This window comes from Actinomadura sp. CNU-125 (genome assembly GCF_001942465.1).
Classification (GTDB): domain Bacteria; phylum Actinomycetota; class Actinomycetes; order Streptosporangiales; family Streptosporangiaceae; genus Spirillospora.
In genome coordinates, this window is record NZ_MKJY01000527.1 from 1 (window position 1) to 1432 (window position 1432).

General features: G+C 76.6%; 1 protein-coding gene. It reads right to left on the reverse strand.

Annotated features, from left to right (window positions below; all coding sequences use genetic code 11):
• Window positions 1-94: 94 nt before the first annotated feature.
• The coding region (locus BJF79_RS39660; RefSeq protein ID WP_143220808.1) for a transglutaminaseTgpA domain-containing protein at window positions 95-1432 on the reverse strand (1338 nt) is incomplete at its 5' end.

Here is a 1432-nt window from a genome sequence, read left to right on the forward strand (position 1 = left end):
GCGGACGGTCCGCCGGGCGAGGGGCCCGCGCCGGGCCCCTCGCCCGGCCCCGTCCCGGAACCGGCCAGCGCCGCCCAGCGGCGCCGCCGCGCGATCACCAGCGCCACCGCCGGAACCGCCAGGGCCAGCAGCGCCAGCAGCCCCCCGGCCGCCCACGGCAGCGGGGAGAAGCCCTCGTCGCGCCCCGCGTCCGCGTCGCGGAGTCCTGCGGACGCGCCGTGGCCGGGCCGGTCGCCGAGTCCTCCGGCGCCGCCGACTCCTCGGCGTCCGGCGACCGCGCGTCCCCGGACGACGACGACCCCGAGTCCGTCCCCGCCCCGCTGGACACCTCCGGCGTGCTGTAGCCGGGCGCCGTCGCGGTGCCCTGCCCCTGGATCCCCGACGGGGTCGGCTCGAACCGCACCCACCCCGAACCCGGGAAGTACAGCTCCGGCCACGCGTGCGCGTCGCGGGACCGCACCGTCCACTCGTCCGGGCCGCTCTGCACCCCGGCCGTGTACCCCATCGCCACCCGCGCGGGGATCCCCAGGATCCGCGCCATCAGCGCCATCGACGCCGCGAACTGCTCGCAGTACCCGCGCTTGCTGTGCAGCAGGAAGTCCAGCAGGTCGCTGCCCCGCTTGGGCGCCGGCGCCCTCAGGTCGTAGACGAACCCGCCGGTGTCGGTGAACCACCGCTGCAACTGGACGGCCTGGTCGTGCACGGTCGACGCGCCCGACGTCACCCGGCGCGTAAGCTGCCGCACCTGCGGGGGAACGCCCTCCGGCAGGTCGGTGTAGCGGCGCACGATCTCCGCCGGGTACGACCCGGCGTTCTCCAGCTCCTCGCCGGTCGGCTGCGGCAGCACGCTCTCGACGGTGTAGGTCCGGCCGCCCGCCGAGTCGCGCAGCGAGTAGATCATCAGCGACTCGGGATCCACCCGCCAGTCGCCGTCGACCGACACCCGCTGCGGCGCGTACGGCAGCGGCAGGAACGTCATGTCGCGCACCTCGTCGCGGACCGACACCCGGGTCGTGATCCGGCGCGACCCGCCGAACGTCAGCCCGGGCGGATCCGGCAGCCGGTCGCCGTCGCGCAGCCGGTCGTCCGGTCCGCTGCGCAGCGGGCTGTAGGTCCACCGGTCGCCGTCGAACCGGTCCAGCGCGTACAGCCGCAGGTAACCGGGCCCGATCGGGTCCTCGGTGCGGTAGGTCAGCACCGTCGAGTCGTCGAGCTCCGTCAGCTCCCGTTTCAGGCTGACGAGCGGATCCGGCGTCGTCACCGTCCGGGTGTCGCCCCCGGCCCCGCCGCGCAGGTCGAAGATCCCGCGCGGCTGCAGGCCCGGCACCGCCGCCGGGAGCACCACCGCGACGGCCACCGCGCCGAGCGCGATCCGGCGGCGCCCGACGTAGCCGTTCCCCGCGAGCGACCCCGGGAGCTCCGCGCCGGCCCG